At 35.2% G+C, this 16,347-nt stretch carries 10 protein-coding genes and 1 pseudogene; 8 read left to right on the forward strand and 3 right to left on the reverse strand.

All coding sequences use genetic code 11. The annotated features are described in order from the left end of the window. Nucleotides 1-45 precede the first annotated feature (45 nt). The 8 genes from bcsA (at nt 46) to M983_RS08360 (ending at nt 12,524) form a co-directional block, all read left to right on the forward strand. A complete protein-coding gene (gene bcsA / locus M983_RS08325; RefSeq protein WP_066749618.1) occupies nt 46-2,166 on the forward strand; it encodes a UDP-forming cellulose synthase catalytic subunit in 2,121 nt (706 codons plus the stop codon). A 2-nt stretch (nt 2,167-2,168) separates the two neighbouring features. Then, the gene (gene bcsB, locus M983_RS08330; RefSeq protein ID WP_066749619.1) at nt 2,169-4,517 is read left to right on the forward strand and encodes a cellulose biosynthesis cyclic di-GMP-binding regulatory protein BcsB; all 2,349 of its coding nucleotides are present in this window, start codon (nt 2,169-2,171) and stop codon (nt 4,515-4,517) included. 12 nt (nt 4,518-4,529) lie between these two features. Further along, a complete protein-coding gene (locus tag M983_RS08335) occupies nt 4,530-8,207 on the forward strand; it encodes a cellulose biosynthesis protein BcsC (RefSeq protein WP_066749620.1) in 3,678 nt (1,225 codons plus the stop codon). Nucleotides 8,208-8,222: 15 nt separating this feature from the next. Continuing rightward, nucleotides 8,223-8,693, forward strand: coding sequence for a cellulose biosynthesis protein BcsD (gene bcsD, locus M983_RS08340; RefSeq protein WP_066749621.1), 471 nt, complete (start codon nt 8,223-8,225; stop codon nt 8,691-8,693). 40 nt (nt 8,694-8,733) lie between these two features. Beyond that, complete coding sequence (locus M983_RS08345) at nt 8,734-9,633, forward strand: sensor domain-containing diguanylate cyclase (protein ID WP_066749622.1); 900 nt, start codon at nt 8,734-8,736, stop codon at nt 9,631-9,633. 162 nt (nt 9,634-9,795) lie between these two features. Then, complete coding sequence (gene galU, locus M983_RS08350) at nt 9,796-10,761, forward strand: UTP--glucose-1-phosphate uridylyltransferase GalU (protein ID WP_083954577.1); 966 nt, start codon at nt 9,796-9,798, stop codon at nt 10,759-10,761. A gap of 78 nt (nt 10,762-10,839) precedes the next feature. After that, nucleotides 10,840-11,868: a family 8 glycosyl hydrolase gene (locus tag M983_RS08355; protein ID WP_066749623.1), complete on the forward strand. Its 1,029-nt coding sequence runs from the start codon at nt 10,840-10,842 to the stop codon at nt 11,866-11,868. 227 nt (nt 11,869-12,095) lie between these two features. After that, nucleotides 12,096-12,524, forward strand: coding sequence for a TOBE domain-containing protein (locus M983_RS08360; protein WP_066749624.1), 429 nt, complete (start codon nt 12,096-12,098; stop codon nt 12,522-12,524). 107 nt (nt 12,525-12,631) lie between these two features. Here the strand turns inward: M983_RS08360 and M983_RS08365 are convergent, their stop codons facing one another. From M983_RS08365 to M983_RS17045, 3 genes and pseudogenes are all read right to left on the reverse strand, one after another. After that, on the reverse strand, nt 12,632-14,281 hold the full coding sequence (locus M983_RS08365) for an LTA synthase family protein (protein ID WP_066749625.1): 1,650 nt from the start codon (nt 14,279-14,281) through the stop codon (nt 12,632-12,634). A gap of 114 nt (nt 14,282-14,395) precedes the next feature. After that, on the reverse strand, nt 14,396-16,246 hold the full coding sequence (gene selB / locus M983_RS08370) for a selenocysteine-specific translation elongation factor (protein ID WP_066749626.1): 1,851 nt from the start codon (nt 16,244-16,246) through the stop codon (nt 14,396-14,398). After that, a pseudogene (locus M983_RS17045) lies at nt 16,243-16,347 on the reverse strand (L-seryl-tRNA selenium transferase); the annotation flags it as partial. The gene selB and the pseudogene M983_RS17045, both read right to left, overlap by 4 nt.

Here is a 16,347-nt window from a genome sequence, read left to right on the forward strand (position 1 = left end):
TTCTTGTCTTAAAAATACCTAAGATAATGAAAAAGGTATAGGGTTATGAATAAAGTATTTAAAATATTAATTACGGTTTTTTTATTGGTAACAATGCTTACACTTATTGTTATGCCAATGAGCGCCGAACAACAATATATTTTTGGGATTATTAATATATTGTTACTGTTTGTTGTGAGCTTTAAAAAATCAAAAAAAAGATTACTAACAATGGTTTTTATATCATTGCTAATGTCCACACGTTATCTCTATTGGCGCGCAACTTATACGCTTAACTTTAATACAACAATTGAGGCTATTTTAGGCGGTGGATTATTTGTCGCGGAGATTTATTCATGGTTAATTTTAGTCTTAGGGTATTTTCAAACGTCATGGCCACTAAATAGAAAAATAGCGCCACTACCTAAAGATATTTCTCAATGGCCAACTGTGGATGTTTATATTCCTACTTATAACGAAAGTTTAGATGTTGTTCGTGATACGGTGTTAGCTGCACAATCAATAGATTATCCTCAAGATAAAATGAAAGTCTATATATTAGATGATGGTAGTCGCAAAGAATTCAAACAATTTGCTAACGATGTAGGTGTTACTTACATTGAGCGAGAAACGCATGAACACGCTAAAGCAGGTAACTTAAATCATGCCATGAAATTAACAGATGGCGAGCTCATTTGTATTTTCGACTGTGACCATATTTCAACTCGTATTTTCTTACAAGCTACAGTAGGAAGCTTTCTTCAAGATCCTAAACTCGCATTAATTCAAACACCGCACTATTTTTACTCATCTGATCCTTTTGAACGTAATTTAAGTGCTGCTAAAGATATTCCTCATGAAGGTGCCCTTTTTTACGGACCTGTACAACGTGGTAATGATAACTGGAATGCGACATTTTTCTGTGGCTCATGTGCTGTTATGCGTCGTAGTGCACTTGAAGAAATAGGGGGTATTGCAGTTGAAACAGTAACAGAAGATGCTCATACCGCTTTAAAATTACAACGTTTAGGTTGGAACTCTGCATTTATTGATATTCCTTTAGCCGCGGGACTGGCAACAGAGCGTCTAGCATTGCACGTCAATCAGCGTATTCGTTGGGCTCGAGGTATGACACAAATTTTCCGTGTTGATAATCCAATGTTAGGTCGCGGATTAACGTTTTCTCAACGTTTGTGTTATCTCAATGCGATGATGCATTTTCAGTATGGTTTACCTCGAATTATCTTTTTGACGGCACCCTTACTGTTTATGTTATTCAATCTCAATATCATCGTTTCATCAGCAAGTATGATCTTTGCTTATGCATTACCACATCTAATCATGTCGGTGTTTGTAAACTCAAGAAATATCGGAAAATATCGATTCTCTTTTTGGGGTGAAATTTATGAAACGGTGATGGCTTTTGGCTTGGTATTACCTACCCTATTAAGCTTAGTCTCACCGAAATTAGGAAAATTTAATGTAACAGATAAAGGTGATTTACTCGATAAGAGCTATATGGATTATCTGACTGTACGTCCTTTAATTATTACAGCTCTGCTCCTGATTGCGGGTATTTCGTGGGTTGTTATTCGTTATATATTAAATGATTTTCACGGGATTGATCCTCTTGTTATTGTTTTGAACTTATCTTGGGCAACTTATAGTTTATTTATTATTCTTGCATCTATTGCCGTTGGTAAAGAAACTCGTCAAATTCGTAAAAATACTCGTATTAATGCTTCTTTACCTATTACATTACACTTTGATGATGGTGCTGAATTAACAACCACTACAGAGGATGTTTCGATGGGTGGTGTTCGCATTGCAATAAATAAAATTTCTGAGCTTCGCCAACGCACTATCAATTCAATTACTCTAAATGTTCAACGTGATGAAGTGACTATTCCTGTTGAAATAGTCAGTTTAGAAAAAAATCAATTACGTCTTGAGTTCTTATCTATTGATTTAAATACTCGTCGCCAATTAGTTCGCGTTATCTTTGGCCGTGCTGATGCTTGGATAAATCATACTGAATATAAAGATAAACCGTTTAAAGAATTAGCGGGCCTTACTCGTTGTATTTTTGAGATGTTCTTTGGTCGTCGCCAAAAAGTGAAAGCACCAGCGATAAAAGAAAAAGAAAAAGCATTACTTTCTGTGCAATCAGCTAATGGAGATGACTAAGCATGAAAAAGAAACTGACATTAATGCTAAGCCTTACTGCGATAGCTATAGCGAGTATTCATTTTTCTCATGCTGCAACAGAAATGTTAGAACTTGATGGTGAGGTATTTACTGATCCTACGTCTCATGTATCTTTACAGCAAAATGCGCAGAATAGTCATCTTAATAAAGAGGCGTTATCTGAAACAGGGGCTCGTAATATTGAAGAGCGGTTAACGTTATCTCAGATGGGAAATTCTGACCCTATCGTGTTATCAGGAAGACGATTACTTTCTGGTGTCACTTTTAATATGGCCAATGATTTATTTATTGATAACGCCACATTAACGATGAAAGTAAAAGCATCACCAGAATTAGTTCAATCAGATAAGACATTGCACCTAATGCTCAATGGCCAACCTATGGGATTTTTACCTTTAGAAGATGATGGAAATGAGCATGAATACACCTTAGAAATTCCTGAAATGATGTTAACGAATGCGAATAATCTCAGCTTTCGTTTAGCTAATCGTGATGAACTTGATGAAAGCCAGTGTTTACCCCCTTTAACAGATAATTTAAGCCTGAGTATTTCACCTGATTCATCACTAGAGTATCGAGGTCGCTGGATAAATGGTGGATATAGCTTGGAACGTTTGCCCCTACCGTTCTTTGATCCCAACAGGATGACAGCGACCTCGTTACCTATCATATTGTCAGATAATCCTGATAATGCAGAGGTAACAACAGCCGCTATTGCCGCTTCTTGGTTTGGTAGTTTTAGCCATGATATTAAACACTTTGATTTACCTGTATTAATGGATCAATTACCAGAAAGTGATGGGATATTAATTGGGCATTCAGGACAAACTATTGCTGGCGTAACTTTACCTTCTGGTAATAGTGGGCAGCTCACTATTGTGGATAATCCTGCTAATCCTGTTTTTAAATTACTTCTTATTAGTGGTGATAATGAAAAGTCATTACGTGAAGCCGCATTAGCATTAAGTAGCAATAAATTGCCACAAAATGATCACTTAGTTGTGCCTACTCAACGTCTTGCAGTACGTAAAGCGTATGACGCACCTCGCTGGTTAGATACCAACAAACCTGTGACATTAGGACAAATTGCAAATGGATCTGATGATTTCACACGGCAAGGTATTAATCATTCACCAAATAAATTTTCATTCAGAGTATCACCTGATCTTTTCTGGTGGGATGGTGATACGTTACCACTTGAGTTGAAATATGCTTTTCCTCAGTCTGATAAGCTCAATAGCCATAATTCGTCATTAATTGTTTTCTTGAATAACCAATTCTTAAATTCGTTATATCCGGTTCAATCAGAGCCTTTAGGAATGGTAAGACATTGGTTAGGAATGGAAAATGAACAGCAAAATAGCACGCTGTATCTAAATCCTCGCCAAATATACAGCCAGAATCAATTGCAGTTTTATTTTGATTTACGTGAACCTGATGATTCACCTTGTATTTTAATCGATGGTAGTAGCTTGATTAGTCGTATTGATCCGCAATCGACAATTCGATTTAAAAATACTTGGCATTATTCAAGAATGCCTAATTTAGCTTATTTTGCAGGGGCTTCATTTCCATTTAGTCGTCATGCTGATTTTTCACAAACGGCATTATTATTACCAGAAACGCCTAAAAAAGAAGAGTTATACACCTTGGTTAATTTGATGGCGAGAACGGGTTACTCAACTGGAACCCCTGTGTCGTATACCTCTGTTTTCTTAGGTGATAAAGCATTAGAGAAAAATAATCTTTCTCAACGTGATGTATTAGCTATTGGTGAGTTAAGTAGCGATAACTTTTTACCTAAAGATTTCTCACAACAGACATTTTCGTTCATCAATAATAATGTAGAACTCACGCCACAATCATTATTAGATAAAGTGAAAAGTTGGGCTGTTGGCGATTTTTTATCTAATAGTGGAGATGTCGCTAATTATCTTGCATCTGTAAATCATTGGCGAGGAATGCTGAGTTTTATCTCACCTTGGGCAAATGATCGTGTTGTTGTGCTAGTGACATCAAAAGGTAATGAGTCTATAGACAAAATTATTAGTGATTTGAATTTAGCAGAAGTAAACGCAGCAATTAAAGGTGATATCACGGTAATTAGCGATAAAGACACAGTAAGAAGTTTTTCTTTAGGAGAACATTTTTCTCAAGGCGATTTACCTCTTTTACAACGGTTTCTTTGGTACAGCTCTCGACATGTGTATTTGCTGGGTCTTTTAGCGGTGGGTTTCTGTGCGCTAACAGGTTTTATGGCCTACAGATGGTTACTACGTCGAACTAACCGTCGTTTAGAGCAGATATCAAAAAATCGTTCTGATAAATAAGAGAGGTATAAGATGAAAAATCATACACTTAATCTAATCGTCAAAGTGATTTATACCAGTTGTATATTAGGTATATCTAACCAAGCTTATGCACAAACAACAGACTCAAACCTTGTTAACTCTCTTATTGAGCAAGCTAATTATTGGCATGGTAGAGCACATGACGAACGTGCTGTAGAAGCGTTAAAAAAAGTGCTGATTATGGATGATAAAAATCAGGATGCTCTCTATTTAATGGCATTCTTTACAGCACAACAAGGTAATGAAAAACAAGCAAAATATTGGCGTGAAAAGTTTGCTCAAGTTGCACCACAAGACTCACGTATTGATGGATTAAAAAATATAAAATCGCCAAAATTTAATGAACAACAAATCGGTTATGCCAGAGGGCTTGCTAAGAAAAAACAATTTTCAGAAGCGATAAAAGCATATCAAAGTCTATTTGTGGGTAATGAGCCTCCTGATTCTTTGGCTCTAGAATATTATCAAACAATGGCAGGTATACCTGAGATGTTCCCACAAGCCATTACAGGATTAAAACAGCGCGCTGCATTAATGCCTGCTAATAAAGAGACACAAAAAGCGTTAGGTCAGACATTAACGTATAACGAAAAGACACGTCGTGAAGGAATAGATGTGTTAAATAAGATTGGTGATGATTCAGTAAAAAAAGATCTTCATCAAGCCTTATTATGGCTTAATGTAACGCCAGATGATGAGAATCTGTATAAGGTTTATTTACAAGCCAATCCTGATGATAAAGAGGTTGCAGAGTATTACCAAAAAACACTTCAAGGTAATGCGCGTCAAATAGGCTATACCGCGCTCAATAAAGGTAAGCTAAAAGAAGCTGAGCAAAGTTTCAAGCAGGCACTTAAGCTTGATAATAATGATACTGAGGCACTCGCTGGATTAGGTTATACCGCATTGCGATCTGGTGATTTAGCCATGGGACAACGCTTATTAAATCAGGCAGCACTTGTAGGTGGAGAGCAAGGAAGTAAATGGAAACAGCAAGCAGATGATGCTGGTTTTTATTTTCAATTAAATGATGCTCAAAAACGCGCAAAACAAGGCAATATTCAGCAAGCGATTGATGCATTGTCACCATTAACGGGAGCTGTGGGTGAAAAGGGGGTTTCTGCGAGCTTATTACAAGCTGATTTATTGCGTAAACAAGGCAATTTACCAGCAGCTCATCAACGTTTAGCCACGCTTTATCAAAATAATCGCCATAATGAAAAAGTTGCTTCAGCCTATTATTTTCTCTTGGTTCAAGAAGGAAAAAATAGCAAAGCGGAACAATTACTTGCAGAACAATCAGCCGCAATGCGCCAAAAGCTCACTGCCAATACAGATCCTGCTGAAAAATTACGTCGAGAAGCACAAAAAGCATTAGAAAATGGTAACCGCGTTCAAGCTAAACAATTACTCATGCAAGCTCAACGTAAAAATCCTAAAAACAATTGGTTATATCTTGATTTAGCGCGTTTAATGCTGGCTGAAGGCGATAACTTAGGGGCTAAAAAGAGTATTGATCAGTTACAAAATTATAGAACAAAAGATACTGATTACATCACATCTTTATTTTATGTTGAGCAAAAAAAATGGGATAACGTTGTTAACTTATTAAGTCATCATCAAAATCCGACAGCTGCTGAGAAAGAATTATTACAACGTGCGAAATTCCATCGCCAACTTGCGCAAGCTCAGAATTATTCTAAGATGGGTAATACGGTTGCTACACGTAATACTTTGCGACCTTTAATTAATCAACTTACTGATTATCCTAATGATGTAGGTGAATTAGCTGAAAGTTTGGTTAGTAGTGGGTTAAATGAAGAAGCTTTACAGCTCGTTGAAAGCGATATAGCCAAAGGAATTAAAGGTTCTGTTGGTAATTATTCTGGTCATATTAATGTTTTCAACCAATTAGGTCATTATGCTCAGGCAACAAGCCTGATTAACGATCCTGCTTTACAGCAAGAAACACCCCTGGCTGAAAAAGTACATTTAGATGCTACAACAAAAGTTGCGCAAGCGGATAGCCTACGTGAGAAAGGCGATATTAAAGCGGCTTACGAAACGATAGTGATAGGATTGAAATCATCCCCGAATAATCCTGATTTATTAATGGCATTAAGCCGAATTTATTTAGCACAATCAATGCCTGAGCAATCAAATAAGATTTTGTCTTATCTTGAAAAAGAGCAAGGAAAAGATAGCAAACTCATTCAAGCTCAAATTGAAGTTGCATTAGCGCAAAAAGAGGGTAAAAAAGCACAGCAATTATTACAGCAATTACCTTCTTCTTCACAACCGGCTTATTTATTACAAGCCGCTCAAGTTGCGCAATTAAATGGTGAAAATCGTAGAGCTCTGGCTTTATTGCGTAGTGCTCAGTGGCAAAATAGCAAAAGTACCGTTAATACTCCTGCTGGTGAACTCATATCGCCATTAGAGGATGATGATACTGTCATTACAGGTTCTATCTATGAACGTAAAGAGATGGCATCTGTTCAACGCTCAATTCATGCATTAGAACAAGAAATTGCGCCTTGGGTACAAGGTGGCGTCGCTATTCGTCATCGTAATGGTGATAAAGGGCTCTCTAATGTTACTGAAATTTCAGCACCAATGAGCATTTCTGGTGTACCTGGTGAAAAATGGCGTTGGCAATTTAATGTTAACCCTGTCTCAATGACCAGTGGTTCTGTATCGGGTGAAAGAGCAAACCGTTTTGGTTCTGGTCAACTTCAACATGCAGAGCGTTTAGCAAAAAATAGTGATAATTATGATGAAAAAAACAAAATTAATGCTGATGATGCAGGCAGTCAACGTGCTTCAGGTGTTGAATTAGGGTTGAGTTTATCTGATAACAATATCACAGCGGATGTGGGTTCAACGCCATTAGGTAAAGACAGCGCAACGGTTGTTGGTGGCCTGACATATTCACCTCAAGTTGGTCAAAATGGGCAGTTAACGTTAACAGCAGAACGTAGAGCAATAAAAGACAGCTTATTATCTTATATGGGACGTACTGATCCATTAACAGGAGAAAGCTGGGGACGAGTAACTCGTAATGGTGCTAAAGCCCAATACTCATGGGATGACGGCAAAATAGGGGCTTATGCTGGTGGTGGTTATTATAATTACACTGGTAAAAATGTCGCAAGTAATGATGAAGTAAAAGTATGGATGGGAACTTACGCTAATTTTTATAAAGATGAGCAACAAGAAGTTAGAGCGGGTGTTCATGTTGATTATATGAATTTTAGAAATAACCAAAATTACTATTCATTAGGACATGGTGGCTATTTCAGTCCACAAGATTATATTTCTGTTTCTTTACCTGTCGCGTATACCCGTCGTTTCGATAAAGGTGAAGTATCATTAAATGGTTCTGTAGGCTTACAAAGTTATAAACAAAAAGGCAGTGATTACTTTCCAATAAACAATGCCATGCAAAATGATTTAAATAAAAGCCATGCTAATGATCCATCTCTTAAGTCTCGTTATGACGAAGAAGATAAAACAGATGTTAGCTATCGATTAGGAATAGATGCTAAATATTATTTAACAAAAAAATCCGAATTAGGAGTTAGCCTATCTCATGATAAATCGGGAGATTATACTGAGGATAATATGTGGTTATATCTTAACTATAAGCCAGACTTTCTATCTAAATAATTAAGGAGATAAATAATGAATAAGTATGACAGTGATATTTTACAATTACCTTTTGAAAGTGGCTGGCAAGATCTTACACAGTTATTATTTTCTCAAATATTAAATGATAATGATGCTCAAACAGCGCAAGAAAAATTAAGAAATATAGGTAAAGATATTGCTTTACGTTATCCATTACCTGATGGTGAGAATATTAAATCTTTTGAATCACATATTAATCATGTATTAACATTATTTAAATGGGGTTTTGTTACGATATCACCAGCAAGAAGTGAATTGTTATTAGTTCATTGTGCGTGGCCGCATTTTACACAACATCAAGATGATGCTCAGTGGCGTTTAGCAAGTGCTGGAGTATTAGAAGGCTTATATGAAGCATGGCTAACTCATCAAGGTGGAAATATAGAAATGCAAGTACATGGGCAGTCTACTGATGCAAAAGATGTCTTTATTTTCCGCTATGCTCATAATACGTTAGTTGAATAATAAAACCTTTGCTTTTATTGATAAGCATAGGAGGTCAAAAATGAATGACATGATATTTAATAATGATGATTCCAACTGGTTGTTAATGAAGCAATTTGTTAATAATGCCTTTATGATGCTAGTGACAGATATTAATGGCATTATTGTTTATGCTAATAAGAAATATTGTGATTTTAATAAAGTTATTCTTGAAGACTTGCAAAATAAAAAACACGATCAATTCTATTTAATTGATGAAGATAAAATTAAATTCTTTATGAAAAACAAAGGGGTTTATCGTTTAGAAGTTAAAAAAAATAATCATATAGAAAAAGAAATATGGGAGGATGTCAGTATTGTTCCCTTTTTTGATGAAAATAAAATTTCTCATTTTGCATTTATTAGCTTAGATGTTACAGATAAAGTTGAATTGAGAAATGAATTGTTTAATAAAAGTTATATTGATTATTTAACTGGGATCCCTAATCGATTAAGTATTGTTGAAAAAATTGAAAATGAATATTTAAATATTAATAAAACGCCATCATTTTGTGTCGGGATTATCGATTGTGATAAATTTAAAATTATAAATGATGAATTTGGTCATCATGTCGGTGATAAAGTTTTATGTGAGATATCAAAAAGATTATTTCAATTGGAAGAAAAAGGCGCTTATTGTGGCCGATTAGGAGGGGATGAATTTGCAATTGTATTTCCTCAAGGTTTACGTTCCTGTTCGGTTACTTTACTAGAAATAATAGAGTTGTTATGGAGGCTAATGGAAACTCCAATTAATATAAATGCAAATAGTATGTTAACTCCATCTATTAGCTTAGGTATTTCAGAATATCCTAAAGATGGAGAAACACTATCTGAATTACTAAAATCAGCAGATGAAACACTTTATTCTATTAAAGAAAAAGGTGGTAACAAATATGGTTTTTATTCTGAATGTAAATAAGATTTAAAATTTGACAATCAATTAAATAATTGAATTTAAATTATCTTTTTTAATTAAAAGAGGGGTTGCTATATTTTAATATATCAATCCGTATCCCAATGAAAAATGTAAATAAATTTAAAAAATATTAAATTTTTAATAGAACTATTAAAGGAGTTTATTATGATGAAAGCAGTAATCCCTGTTGCTGGATTAGGAACTCGTATGTTACCAGCAACAAAATCAACACCAAAAGAAATGTTACCTATTGTTGATCGCCCTTTAATTCAATATATCGTTGATGAGTGTGCTCAAGCAGGTGTTGAGGAAATTATTTTAGTAACGCATTCTTCTAAAAATTCAATAGCAGATCATTTTGATACCAGTTTTGAATTAGAAAATATGCTAGAGCAACGTATTAAAAATAAATTATTAAATGAAGTGCGTTCAATTTGTCCTAACAATGTAAAAATTGTGCAAATTCGTCAAGGCCATGCACTTGGCTTAGGGCATGCAATTTGCTGTGCTCATTCTGTTGTAGGTGATAATCCATTCATTGTATTACTACCTGATGTTTTATTAAATTCATACTGTTGTGATCCTCAACACGATAATTTATCAGCAATGATAAAACGTTTTGAAAAAACAGAACGTAGCCAAATCATGGTAGAAAGAGTGCCTATGGATAGAGTAGATCAATATGGCATTGTGGACTGTAAAGGTATTTTTTGTCCTCAAGGTAACTGGGCACCAATTCATCGTATTGTTGAAAAACCAAATCCTGAAGATGCGCCTTCTAATCTTTCTGTTGTGGGTCGCTATGTATTTTCAAAAACAATTTGGGATTTACTAGATGGTTTACCAACCGGTGTCGGTGGTGAAATACAATTAACAGATGCCATTGATCTACTTCTAAAAAAAGAAGTAGCAGAAGCTTATACTTTAGTTGGTAAGTCTCATGATTGTGGTAATAAATTAGGTTATATGAAAACCTTTGTTGAATATGGTTTAAATAATACAGTGTTAAAAGAAGAATTTGCTTCTTGGATGCAGGATTTTTGCCAAGAAACATTATTACCTAAATCAGCCAAAAAAGAAGATAAAGAGATCAAGCACGAAGAAAAAGAGATAGAAGAAGCTCTCTTTTAATTTTTATCTTTAAAATGTATGTAATATGCCAGTCGCAATTTTATTGTGGCTGGCAATAAATATAAGGGGAGAAAGGCAATGTCTTTTAAGCACTTATCTCGTTTTAATTATCTATTTTCTGTTTTTTTTATTTTAGGTTTATTGCTAATCATGTCACCTTCATTACACGCTGCTAATACGGAAATGGGTTGGCAACAATTTAAAGCACGTTATGTTACAGATAATGGACGTGTTGTTGATAATGCAAACCAAAATATCTCGCATTCTGAAGGCCAAGGTTATGGTATGTTAATGGCGGTGATGAGTGATGATCGTGAAACCTTTAATAAATTATGGGATTGGACATCATCCTCACTTTATCGCAGTGATTTAGGATTATTCATATGGCGTTATGAGCCAGATAATAGCGATCACACACCTGATCTTAATAACGCAACTGATGGTGATATTTTAATTGCTTGGGCATTATTAAAAGCTGGCGAAAAATGGGATGATGAAAGTTATATCTCAGCATCAGAAGCTATTCAGCGGGCTATTCTTGAACACACATTAGTAAAAACGAAAGATTATACAATTTTATTACCGGGAATTGATGGTTTTAAAACACCGGATGAAATCATTATTAATCCTTCTTATTTTATTTTCCCTGCATGGGAAGATTTTTATCGAGTGAATAAAGATCCTCGTTGGGAAATATTAATTAATGATAGCCAATCTTTACTAAAGAAAATGCGTTTTGGTGAGTACCAATTACCTTCTGATTGGGTGAGTTTATATAATAATGGTAAATTAGAACCGAGTAAAAAATGGCCTGCACGATTTAGCTTTGATGCTATTCGTATTCCTCTTTATTTGTCTTGGGGAAATAAAGAGTCGGCATTACAGCCTTTTATTGACTATTTTCAAAAGTTTGACCGCTATAAAACGCCTGCTTGGATTAGCATTGATGGTAAAGAACGTGCTGAATATAACTTAACACCTGGAATGATGGCGATTAGAGATCTCACTTTAAAAACACCTATTGAAGATGTTGATTTAAGCAAAGATACTGATTATTACTCATCTGCTTTACATTTATTATCAGCATTTGCTCAAAATGGACAATAAATATAGATAATCTACTTATTTTATAAAGAGATAGATAGCTTAATTAATAATTAATTTAGGTTGTCTATTTTTTTATTCGTTATTTACGCTTATTTATAACTTTATGTTTTTTAAATAACAAATTATGAGTTACTCATAATTTATTGTGTTATTTTTATGCTAGAGTAAATCAATATCTTATATTGCATTATTCAAGACACTATTTTTATCAACATTGAGGTGGATAAATGAAAGTTTCAGCACGTAATCAATTAGTGGGTAAAGTTGTAGATATTATTGAAGGTGCAGTAAATAACGAAGTCATTTTATCGTTAGCTCATGGTGAAAAATTAGCCACTATCATCACAAAAGAGAGCTGTGATACCTTACATATTAAGAAAGACGGCGAAGCCATCGCAATTATTAAAGCTCCCTGGGTTGTGCTTGCATTACCTGATTGTGGATTGAATTTTTCAGCACGTAACCAATTTACAGGCAAAGTTACTCATCTTTCTCAAGGTGCTGTTAATTCCACTGTTCATCTAGAAACGACAAAAGGTTTAGAGCTGACCGCGGTTATTACAAATGAAAGCTTGCAAGAGATGCAATTGGCAAAAGGAAGTGAAGTGCTGGCTTTAGTTAAAGCATCAAGTGTGATTGTTGCTACCCGTAAATAAGTTTTAGTCATACAAAAAAAGAGGCTTATTATTAGCCTCTTTTTTATGATTAGGGTATTTAATCCCGATCACCTTTTAATTTATATCACTTTTAATAAAAAACATGGTTAGTGGCTTTCTTTACCTGCCACATTGAGATGCTGATAAATATAGTTTTTATAACTATTAATCAATTTTTCATCTTCGCAGTCATTTAATTTACCTTCACATAAATGGCGCATTTGAATATTGGCTTTATAAAAGGGTGATAAAGGAAGACGTGAGCGCTCAAGTAACATCCCGCCTAGAAAACTAATATCTGTTAATTCCCCAGTAGAAAGTGGTGCACCTTGCGTTAAATTATCTCTTAACGTGAATTGCGTTATATGTGCAGGATCAGTAAACGGTGATTGATAATTGCTAATTTCAATATTAGGTTGATGATCACCAAAATAAAGGAATAATGTTGGTTTTTCTCTTGTTGCCACAAAGTTTGAAAAATCTTCAATAGCAGGATCGCTTGCGATTATTTTTTCCATATAGTGACTAAATTTACCGGGTGCATTACTACTTTCAGTATGACCGGTTATTTGGTAATCATCACTATGTTTCTCATGATAAGGGCCATGTTCATACATCGTTAATGAGAAAACAAATATTGGCTTATCTGTATGTGTTTTTAAAACTTGTTTTAAATACCCCAACATATCTTGTGTTGAGATTGTCCATAAATTTTCTTCTAAGCTACCAGGATAGCCTAATTGTTGAGGCTGAATAATTTCATCAATACCCATTTTTTCGTATGCATAACCAGCATGATAGGCATTGCGATTAAATGGCGTTAGTAAGACAGTATAATAACCTTGAGATTTTAACTGACGAAATAAACTTTCCTGTAGATTATCAACCACAAAATAGAAAACAGAATTTTTACGAGCACCAAAATCATCAGTATTAAGACCTGTTAATACTGAAAATTCAGAAAGCCATGTGCCACCACCAAAGGTTTGTACACGTAAAGGACTTTGCGCACTAACACCTTTATCTTTTTTAAACATAAACAAATCTGGCAAGTTAATGTCTTTATTAAATTGATAAATACTTGGTTTCACTGTGGATTCTTGTAATAACACCACTATATCGGGTTTTACTTCAGTTTGTGTTTCAGGCAATACAACGTTATTTGATTTTTCAATAAAATAATCGGCATTCTCGCTGTAATAAGGGGGATTATAAGCCGTTTGGTAACCTGACATAATTAAGTTTGTCATTGTTCCTCGACCACTAGGCAATGTCCCTTCCCATTCTGATTGCCATTTATTCACGGTAAAGTGAATGGTGATGATGGCTAGAATAATGAGAATTAAGCTACTTAGGCGTAATTGAATGCTCGATTTTTTTGAAAAACGCCAAGCAATAATCATATTAATGATTAGCCAAATTACCATGGCAATAATAGCGATTCCAGCTTCCCAATATTGCCCTAATGTGCCTAAATTTGATGTATCAAGTGCAAGATTTACATCAGAAAATAATAATGATTCTTTATAGTAATGTACTTTTAGCTGATTAATAAATTTTATAATTAGAAAGAGAGTGCCTGTCGTTATGACAGAAAATAAGACTCGCGCAGATAAAATAAAACATAAAGAAAAAAGAATAAAATAGGCGCTAACAGAGAGTAATGCAGTATAAATATATGATGCTTTCTCAAAGACAATAAAGAGAGAGGCAATAAGAATAAGCGCAAGATAAATGCGCCCTGATAGTTTTTTCATATCTCTTTCCGAGTATAGCAATAAAGAATGATAGTATTATTTTTTACAATAATGGCAGGGGAGTTACCTTAACTCATAGAATAGAGATTATTCAACTTTTAATACAACATGTAATTAGAATAATCCCTTATCTCGTAAAATATGCAGATCTTTTTTACGTCGAGTAAAGCCTGTTCTATCAAAATACTCGAGAATTTGTACTGCTAATTTACGACCTACTGATAACTCATCACGAAAATCAGCAGCACTCACGCTACCATTATTTTCATTATATTTGACGATAATAGATGCGAATTTTTCAATAGATTCATGTGTATAGTAACGATCAGCAATAATCGGAATGATAAGCCCTAATTGTGCAGCTTTGCGTAAAAGTGAACGTGTTTCTTTTTCATCATTTTGTATTTTAGTTGCAAGATCACGTACCCACCAAGGCTCTGATTGCTCAAAATAAACTTTTATTTGTTGCCATAAAGCCTCTTGCTCTGGTGTAAAAGCAAGGCCATGAGTAGGTAAATGTAACCAACCTCGAGTTTGATTTATGGCACCTTCTTGACGAAGTTGGCTTTGTAGGTGATAAACCATTTCATCATGATAAGTAGGCAATGCCATTCGTTTTAATCGCGAACGACCTACACCCATTTGATCATTATGTTGTTGGTGATATTCACAAAGCGTATCGAGTAACTTTTGTTTTGCTTTATCTGCTTGTGCCTTTGAAAGAATAACGCCTGCAACTGATACAATGTCAAATTCATTAAATAATTGTACTTGTGCGGCATCAGTTAATTGCTGAGCCCAAGCAAAATCTTCTATTAATAATTCGCCTTTAGGTAAGTGCAACGCTAAATTATTACTGGTGCTATTCGCTTTATCAAGCGCCTCTAGCCAAGCTAGGAACTCAGTCTGGCGTTTACCCTTTCTTGGTGAGTGAAGTGATAACACTTTTGCACAGGCTAATGTTCGTTGTGCACTGATATCACGTAAAATCAGTCTATCGTTATCCACCAGCCAAAGTGGTTCATCAAGAATAAGCTCAGCAAGATTTGTTTCATTTAATAATGAAACTCGCCCTGTAATATGGCGAGTTCCATGATGAATATGTACAGATTGCCAATGTTTTAATGGCTCATCAGCGATTAAGCTAACAAGGACTTTATGAGATTGCTGATAAGGGCGTTGCTCAAGCAGCCAATCACCACGAGAGATCTCTTCTTTGCTGATATCACCTGCAATGTTGATAGCAATACGTTGACCTGCTCCAGCATATTCTACAGATTGATTTTGAGCATGAATCGCCCTTATACGAATGGATTTTTCAGCACCAGTTAACCAGTAATTATCACCAATGGCGATTTTTCCTGCTAATGCAGTCCCTGTCACCACTAAACCCGCGCCTTTAATACTAAATACGCGGTCAATCGCTAAACGAAAACGTTTATGCCAATCAGGATGTTGTTGCTCTTTTTGATGCAGGTTAACCAGATATTGGCGTAAATCATCAATACCGTCGCCAGTTGGTGCTGAGGTAATGAAAATAGAAGGATTATTCCAACCTAAATTGGCTAAAAGCGTTATTGCTTGATGTTTAACTTCATCAACTCGGTGTGGGGTAACACGATCGGCTTTTGTTAAAATAACGGTAACGTGAGCACAACCAGCAAGACGTAAAATAGAAATATGCTCAATAGTTTGAGCCATCACTCCATCATCACAAGCGACAATGAGTAGGGCATGAGAAATGCCACCAACACCCGCTAACATATTAGAAAGAAATTTTTCATGACCAGGTACATCAACAAAACCAATAGATGTGCCATCAAGTTGAGGCCAATAGGCATAACCTAAATCGATGGTCATACCTCGTTTTTTCTCTTCGGGTAAGTGAGTGGTATCTACCCCTGTCAGTACTTGTATGAGCGTTGTTTTTCCGTGATCTACGTGACCTGCTGTAGCAAAAATCATAGTGATAAGCCCTGTATCAACGCATTTTCATCCTCAAGACAGCGCAGATCAAGCCATAAACGGCCTTCTGATATTCGACCTATAATCGGCTTTTCTAATTC

The organism is Proteus myxofaciens ATCC 19692 (assembly GCF_001654855.1).
Taxonomy (GTDB): domain Bacteria; phylum Pseudomonadota; class Gammaproteobacteria; order Enterobacterales; family Enterobacteriaceae; genus Proteus; species Proteus myxofaciens.

What these genes read in the sequence shown, in the direction of transcription:
- M983_RS08365 (WP_066749625.1), bottom strand. Translation starts at nt 14,281, where the DNA reads ATGAAAAAACTATCAGGGCGCATTTATCTTGCGCTTATTCTTATTGCC.
- M983_RS08360 (WP_066749624.1), top strand. Translation starts at nt 12,096, where the DNA reads ATGAAAGTTTCAGCACGTAATCAATTAGTGGGTAAAGTTGTAGATATT.
- galU (WP_083954577.1), top strand. Translation starts at nt 9,796, where the DNA reads ATGATGAAAGCAGTAATCCCTGTTGCTGGATTAGGAACTCGTATGTTA.
- bcsA (WP_066749618.1), top strand. Translation starts at nt 46, where the DNA reads ATGAATAAAGTATTTAAAATATTAATTACGGTTTTTTTATTGGTAACA.
- M983_RS08355 (WP_066749623.1), top strand. Translation starts at nt 10,840, where the DNA reads ATGTCTTTTAAGCACTTATCTCGTTTTAATTATCTATTTTCTGTTTTT.
- M983_RS08345 (WP_066749622.1), top strand. Translation starts at nt 8,734, where the DNA reads ATGAATGACATGATATTTAATAATGATGATTCCAACTGGTTGTTAATG.
- bcsD (WP_066749621.1), top strand. Translation starts at nt 8,223, where the DNA reads ATGAATAAGTATGACAGTGATATTTTACAATTACCTTTTGAAAGTGGC.
- bcsB (WP_066749619.1), top strand. Translation starts at nt 2,169, where the DNA reads ATGAAAAAGAAACTGACATTAATGCTAAGCCTTACTGCGATAGCTATA.
- selB (WP_066749626.1), bottom strand. Translation starts at nt 16,246, where the DNA reads ATGATTTTTGCTACAGCAGGTCACGTAGATCACGGAAAAACAACGCTC.
- M983_RS08335 (WP_066749620.1), top strand. Translation starts at nt 4,530, where the DNA reads ATGAAAAATCATACACTTAATCTAATCGTCAAAGTGATTTATACCAGT.